Raw genomic sequence first — 6,387 nt, forward strand, 5'->3', positions numbered from 1 at the left:
GCGCCAGCACCTTCTCCATCGAGCCGAAAACACCCTCGTGAAAGAAATACCAGAGCAGTATGCCGGTCAGGAAAACCAGGCCGGCAGCGCCCATTTGCGGCCGGAAGAACCGTTCCGCCCGGATGTCCGGGTCACGGCCGACCGCGATGGTCGTGCCCGCCCAGAATACGCCTGCCATGACATGAAGACCGATAACGACGATGTAGACATATTGCATGACCGGATTTCCTCTTTAGCCCGCCATCTCTAGATAATTAGATATCGAATGGTTCGATGTCAATATATAAGTCGTGCCAGTTCCATCCGTGCATGACACCGTCTAGGGTCCTGCAATGACACCCTTTGACCGCCCGCCAGTCGGCATGAATCTCGGACGAACCGCCAAGCTGGTTGCCCAGGCCTTCGATGCTGCCCTGGTCGAGGCTGGAGGTACATTGCCGATCTGGCTCACGCTGCTATCGGTCAAGTCGAGCAACCTTGCCAACCAGCGCGAGCTTGCCGGCATGATCGGTATCCAGGGCGCGACGCTGACCCATCATCTCAACGCCATGGAGGCGCAGGGCCTGCTGATGCGCCGCCGCGACCCCGTCAACCGCCGGGTTCATCTGGTCGAATTGACCGAGGCCGGAGAAGCGATGTTCGAGACACTGCGCAAGGCCGCGCTCGTCTTCGACAAGCGGCTGCGAGTGGGATTGACCGACGAGCGTCTGGCGGAGTTCGCGCAGGTGCTGGCTGTGTTGCGGGGCAATGTCGGGGGATAGAACCCTGCGGACCAAGAATTTCCTTGGACTGGACTTCCCTCATCACATTTGTAACGTTCCATTGTCCGGCTGATCCTGGTGGGAAGAGGTCAGGCTCAACTCTTCTGTAAAATCTGTGCAAGAATACCGAAGCCGCTGGCTTCGGGAGCGAGAAGTCGCCGGAAAACCTAACAACGTTCGGGGGGACAAGTTGACCAAAGAAGATCTGTTCGTTCCGCGCCAGACCAACACGGCGCTTTACATCCAGCTATACGAGGCTGGATATCCGCTTGCCGATATCGCCAGGGTGCAGAAGGCGTATCGTGTGTGTTGCGCGATGTTCAACGGCCGTTATCGCAAGACGGGACGGCCTTTCATCTGCCATGCGGTGGGAGCTGCGTCGTCGGTCGCGCATTTCGACCAAAGCGTCGATCTTGTCCTCGCCGCTATGTTTCACGCCGCCTATGACGGAGGCCAGTATCCGGACGGCAAATCCAGCAGGCGAACCGATGCTCATCGCAAGTGGCTGGAGCAAAAAATTGGTCCTCGCGTCGAGGGTCTTGTCGCTCGCGTGGTCGGACTGAAATTCGACACGGGAGATCCCGAGCGCATTGTGGACAAAGGTGTGCCGACCGGCGACGAGGACATTCTGTTCCTGGCGCTTGCCCATGAGGTCGATGACCTGGCGGACGGCGGACTGGCGTTTGCGCCCAAATACGGCCAGTCGATTCGTTCGAGGGTTGCTGCCTGCGCCACTCTGGCCAGGAATCTGGGCCGCGAAAATCTTGCCGCCACCATCGAAGGTTACGGCGCCCGCTACGAGACGATGGCGTGGGCTGCTCCCCTCCAGGAGACGAAGCTGGTGGGCTTTCAGATGACGCCTAATTTGCGCACATACATCAAATTGCGTCGGCACAAGCTGCGCGGGGAGTCGATCGAGGTGCTTTGACGCCTTGCCGGCCATGCGACAGCATCGGGTACCGATGCACATCCGCTGAAGAACTCGCCGTCCTCACCGGTTCAGTCGTCGTAGCCCTGGATTGCCCCAAAGGCGTAACGGCGCAGCTTCAGCGCGGCGATCAAATTGGTCAGCTTCGTCTTGCCGTCGAAGCCGTCCTGAAACATCTCGTCATGCATCAGCAGGATCAGCTTGCCGGGCTTGACGAAGCGGCCATAGCCGAACAGATGATCGATCTCGCTGACCAGATGGTCGACGCTCTGCACCGGCTCGCCGTTGTCCTTGTGCACCCATTCATGGTCCCAGCCGTAGAGATAGAAGCCTGAGGCCGCGACAAATTCGTAGTCGGGCTCTTCATGCCCCTCCTGGGCGAGGCCAAGCGAAGTGTCGTTCTTCGACATGGAGGGCAGCCTGAACACGTCGCGCCCCGGCAGCCTTGCATGCACCACGGGCTTCAAGCCGAGCACCGCGTTTGCCCGTACCATGTCGGCGACGACACCCTCGGTGTCGCCGTAGAAATGCCGGTAGTGATTGTAGGCATGGCTGTAGCTGTGGTTGCCGAGCGTCACCAGAGGAAGCTGCTTGGCGCGCTGGACGAGCGCTCTGTTGGCAGCGCTCGCCTGTGCGTGCATGCCGACCATGAATAGGGTTGCAGGAACCTGCTCGGCCTCCAGCACGTCGAGGATGTTGCTTGTGCCGTTCAGCGGCCCATCGTCGAAGGTAAGATAGATGGTGCGATCGGCGCCCTGGGCGGGGGCCGCAAAGATCAGCAGTGCCGCAAGGGCAAACCGAAACGGTGTCATCAGCCCCGATATCCCTGTTGCGATCACGACAAGGCGGCCATCTTCACACGCGGTTGTCAAGGCAGCCCGGCCGTACCTATGCCAGGCTTCCTTGCAGCACCGTCAGCTTGGCCTTCTTCGGCATGCGAGCGGTCAGCCATTCCAGCGCCTTGTCGTGCGGCATCGGGAAGGCGATGGAGTAGCCCTGCACCTGGTCACAGCCGATCGCCATCAGCGAATCGAGCTCGGCCTCGGTTTCGGCACCCTCCGCGACGATCGAGATGCCGAGGCCACGCGCCAGCTCGGTGATGGCGCGCACGATCTTCGAGTTGTCGCCATTCTCATGGATGTTCTGAACGAAGCGGCGATCGATCTTCAGCCGGTCGATCTCGTTCGGGTTGACATGGCTGAGCGAAGCATAGCCGGTGCCGAAATCATCGAGTTCGAGATGGACGCCGGCTGCCCTGATGTGGCGCAGCTTGGCGGCGATGCCTGTCTTTTCGTCGTCGAGGATGACGGATTCGACGATTTCCAGCGACAGTTTTTGCGGCGGCAGCCCAGCCTTTTCCAGCGTCTCGAACAAGAACGCATCGAAATCGTGCTCGCGCAGCTCGGTGCCGGAAACATTGACGGCAAGCCGTCCGAAGGCAATGCCGGCGCGATTCCATTCGGCCGCCTCGTTGATCGCCTTGGTGATGACGATGCGGCCGATCTCGGGCATGAAGCCGCATTTCTCGGCGACCGGGATGAATTCGCCGGGCGGGATCATGCCGCGCTCCGCATGGTTCCAGCGCACCAGCGCCTCTATGCCGCTGATCGTGCCGTTGGTCAGCGAGACCTGCGGCTGGAAATAGACCTGGAACGCCCGCTCCGCGATGGCGACCTTGATGTCGTGCTCGAGCTGCTTGCGATAATCGAGTTCGCGGCGCAGTTCCTCGGAGAAGAAGGAGAAGTTGCCACCGCCAAGCTTCTTGGCGGAATAAAGCGCCAGGTCGGCATGGACCAGCAAATCCCCAGCATTGTCGGCGTCGATCGGATAGACCGCGATGCCGGCGCTGGCGCCTGGGAGAATGGTCGTGCCCTGGAAGACGATCGGCTCGTTGATGTGCGCCAAGATGCGCCGCGCCAGCATGTTGATGTCTTCGGTGCCGCCGGCGCCGCCGAGGATCATGACGAACTCGTCGCCGCCCAGGCGCACGCACAGATCCGACGCCCGGCAGGAATCGCGCATGCGCTGTGCCGTGACGACCAGCACATAGTCGCCGGCGGCGTGGCCGAGCGTATCGTTGATCTGCTTGAACCGATCGAGATCGAGCTGGACGACGGCAAGGCGTTCGCGACGCCGGTGCGTGCCCTTGATCAGCGTGTCGAAATGATCGGTCAGGAACGTGCGGTTGTGCAGGCCGGTGAGGCCGTCATGAACCGCGATGAAGGCCATGGAATTGCGCGCGTCGATCAGTTCATGCGTCTTGCGCAGGATGGCGTTCGACATCGGCCTGAAGATGAAGAGCGCCACCAGTATGATGACGCCGATTGTGGCGTAGAACAGCGTGCGATGGAGAGCGAGCAGCTTCTCGGAGCGGTCGTCGGCGTCGGCAGTGATGCGCTGGCCGAGCGCGGCATAACCCGACAAGGTCGCATTGGCGACTGAGGCGTCGAGATTGACGCGTTCGCCGCCGCCCTTGTAGCCGCCATTGCCGTTGAATTGCGATTCATAGGCCGAGATCAGGCGGTCGCCATTGGCGATCAGCCCGACGGAGAAATAGTCGAGGTGGAAGGGCTTGGCGAAGAGGACGCTTTCGATCGACTTCGGGTCGAGCTTGGCCGGCGATTGCGGATCGGCTCCTGTCTGATCGAGCAGCAGGTCGTAGTTGGTCTCGAACTCCGCCGTTGCCTGCTTGAGCGCGCTGACCAGCGCCGGTTGCTTGTCGCGTGAACCGGCACCCGTTGCACTGGCAAGGAAGACGATGCGCTGCGACAGCGTCTTTTGTGTGCTGACGATGTCGAGCAAGGTGTGATTGTGCTGTTGGGTGGCCATCATCTGCTGCAGCAGGATGAAGGAGGCGATCACCATGGCCGCAATGATCAGCAGGGCCAGCCAATAGCCAGCCTTGATCAGCAGTATGAGCTTGCCTGAAACGGTTTGCACCGGCTGCTGCGACATTTTCGGGGGCGGCCCTCTCGCCTAAGGATTCTTGCCTAGGGATTCTTGTATGAGCACCATTGAACTGCAAACGTTAACAGGACCGGAAATCGACGGCTGTCCGGCAAGGGGCGGCCGTGGAAAGATCGCGGAATGGTTATCGGCTCGTTTAGCACCGTACCGGCATTTGAGCGGTCATCGGCCAGAACCTTTGTCGTGGCGTCGTTCCTCGGCCGCGTGATGATCGACATCGGGGCCGCATCGTGCTGCTTGCCACCGATCCGGTCGTTTTTGCGATGGATTTTTCGCGCGGACGAGACGACAGTCGGCCCACATCAAACGAGGCTAGGTCATGACCGCAGCATTCCTCTCCCACATCGACAGCGAGCTCGCGGGGCTCAAATCGGCAGGCCTCTACAAGTCGGAGCGGGTGATCACTTCGACGCAGTCGGCCGAGATCGAGGTCGGCGGCGACAAGGTGTTGAATTTCTGTGCCAACAACTATCTCGGCCTCGCCGATAGCGCCGATTTGCGCAATGCTGCCAAGCAGGCGCTCGACCGCTATGGCTACGGCATGGCATCGGTGCGCTTCATCTGCGGCACGCAGGAAGAGCACAAGCAACTCGAAGCCACGATTTCCTCCTTCCTCGGCATGGAAGACACCATCCTTTACGGCTCCTGCTTCGATGCCAATGGCGGCCTGTTCGAGACGCTGCTGGGCGAGGAAGACGCCATTATTTCGGATGCCTTGAATCATGCCTCGATCATCGATGGTGTGCGGCTGTCGAAGGCCAAACGTTTCCGCTACGCCAACAACGACATGGCCGATCTCGAGGCGCGCCTGAAGGAAGCCCGGGACTGCCGCTTCCGGTTGATCGCCACCGACGGCGTGTTTTCGATGGATGGCATCATCGCCAATCTCAGGGGTGTCTGCGACCTCGCCGAGAAGTATGACGCCATGGTGATGGTCGACGACAGCCATGCCGTCGGCTTCGTCGGTCAGAACGGCCGCGGCTCGGCCGAGCATTGCGGCGTCGAGGGCAGGGTCGACATCATCACCGGGACGCTCGGCAAGGCACTTGGTGGGGCCTCCGGTGGTTACACCTCGGGCAAAAGCCAGGTGGTCGACTGGTTGCGCCAGCGCTCACGGCCGTATCTCTTTTCCAACACGCTGATGCCGGCGATCGCCGGCGCTTCGATCAAGGTGTTCGAGCTGATCAAGGACGGCGATGGGCTGCGCGACAAACTCTACGACAACGCTGCGCGGTTCCGGTCGCAAATGGGCAAGCTCGGCTTCACGCTGGCCGGAGCGGATCATCCGATCATCCCGGTGATGCTGGGCGATGCCAGCCTGGCGCAGGAGATGGCCGCGCGCATGCTGAAGCGCGGCATCTATGTCATCGGCTTCTCCTTCCCGGTGGTGCCAAAGGGGCAGGCGCGCATCCGCACGCAGATGTCGGCGGCGCATTCCAGCGCCGATATCGACCGCGCGGTGGAAGCGTTCGCCGCCGTCGGGCGCGAACTCGGGGTGATTTCCTGACAAGCCGGAATCGAAAAGCGATTCCGGAACAAGAGCTTCAAGGGACAAAAGCATGTCGAACATGATGAAAGCGCTGGTGAAGGCCAAGGCCGAACCAGGCATCTGGATGGAAGAGGTGCCGGTGCCGGAAATCGGCCCTAACGACGTGCTGATCAAGATCAAGAAGACGGCGATCTGCGGCACCGACGTGCACATCTACAATTGGGACCAGTGGGCGCAGAAGA

The 6,387-nt window shown here is 60.9% G+C and carries 6 protein-coding genes and 1 pseudogene; 4 read left to right on the forward strand and 3 right to left on the reverse strand.

What is annotated here, in order from left to right:
• Positions 1 to 217, reverse strand: a pseudogene (locus ENZ74_RS17455) (hypothetical protein); the annotation flags it as partial.
• Between the two features lie 115 nt (positions 218 to 332).
• On the opposite strand from ENZ74_RS17455, the gene ENZ74_RS17460 reads away from it, so the two are divergent.
• Together ENZ74_RS17460 and ENZ74_RS17465 are read left to right on the forward strand one after the other, a co-directional pair.
• Positions 333 to 761 (forward strand): MarR family winged helix-turn-helix transcriptional regulator, encoded by a 429-nt coding sequence (locus ENZ74_RS17460; protein ID WP_013532326.1) that lies wholly within the window; start codon positions 333 to 335, stop codon positions 759 to 761.
• Between the two features lie 115 nt (positions 762 to 876).
• The gene (locus ENZ74_RS17465) at positions 877 to 1,689 is read left to right on the forward strand and encodes a DUF6817 domain-containing protein (protein WP_224620272.1); all 813 of its coding nucleotides are present in this window, start codon (positions 877 to 879) and stop codon (positions 1,687 to 1,689) included.
• Between the two features lie 71 nt (positions 1,690 to 1,760).
• On the opposite strand, the gene ENZ74_RS17470 is transcribed toward ENZ74_RS17465, so the two are convergent.
• Positions 1,761 to 2,501, reverse strand: coding sequence for a polysaccharide deacetylase family protein (locus ENZ74_RS17470; RefSeq protein ID WP_081714379.1), 741 nt, complete (start codon positions 2,499 to 2,501; stop codon positions 1,761 to 1,763).
• 76 nt (positions 2,502 to 2,577) lie between these two features.
• Positions 2,578 to 4,644 (reverse strand): EAL domain-containing protein, encoded by a 2,067-nt coding sequence (locus ENZ74_RS17475; RefSeq protein WP_063167734.1) that lies wholly within the window; start codon positions 4,642 to 4,644, stop codon positions 2,578 to 2,580.
• Positions 4,645 to 4,975: 331 nt separating this feature from the next.
• Here ENZ74_RS17475 and ENZ74_RS17480 point away from each other — a divergent pair, with 331 nt between their 5' ends.
• Complete coding sequence (locus tag ENZ74_RS17480; protein ID WP_063167735.1) at positions 4,976 to 6,163, forward strand: glycine C-acetyltransferase; 1,188 nt, start codon at positions 4,976 to 4,978, stop codon at positions 6,161 to 6,163.
• A 52-nt stretch (positions 6,164 to 6,215) separates the two neighbouring features.
• The coding region (locus ENZ74_RS17485) for an alcohol dehydrogenase catalytic domain-containing protein (RefSeq protein ID WP_164750036.1) at positions 6,216 to 6,387 on the forward strand (172 nt) is incomplete at its 3' end.

Source organism: Mesorhizobium sp. M7A.F.Ca.CA.002.15.2.1, assembly GCF_003998715.1.
Taxonomy (GTDB): Bacteria; Pseudomonadota; Alphaproteobacteria; order Rhizobiales; family Rhizobiaceae; genus Mesorhizobium; species Mesorhizobium ciceri.

What these genes read in the sequence shown, in the direction of transcription:
- ENZ74_RS17460 (WP_013532326.1), top strand. Translation starts at nt 333, where the DNA reads ATGACACCCTTTGACCGCCCGCCAGTCGGCATGAATCTCGGACGAACC.
- ENZ74_RS17470 (WP_081714379.1), bottom strand. Translation starts at nt 2,501, where the DNA reads ATGACACCGTTTCGGTTTGCCCTTGCGGCACTGCTGATCTTTGCGGCC.
- ENZ74_RS17475 (WP_063167734.1), bottom strand. Translation starts at nt 4,644, where the DNA reads ATGTCGCAGCAGCCGGTGCAAACCGTTTCAGGCAAGCTCATACTGCTG.
- ENZ74_RS17480 (WP_063167735.1), top strand. Translation starts at nt 4,976, where the DNA reads ATGACCGCAGCATTCCTCTCCCACATCGACAGCGAGCTCGCGGGGCTC.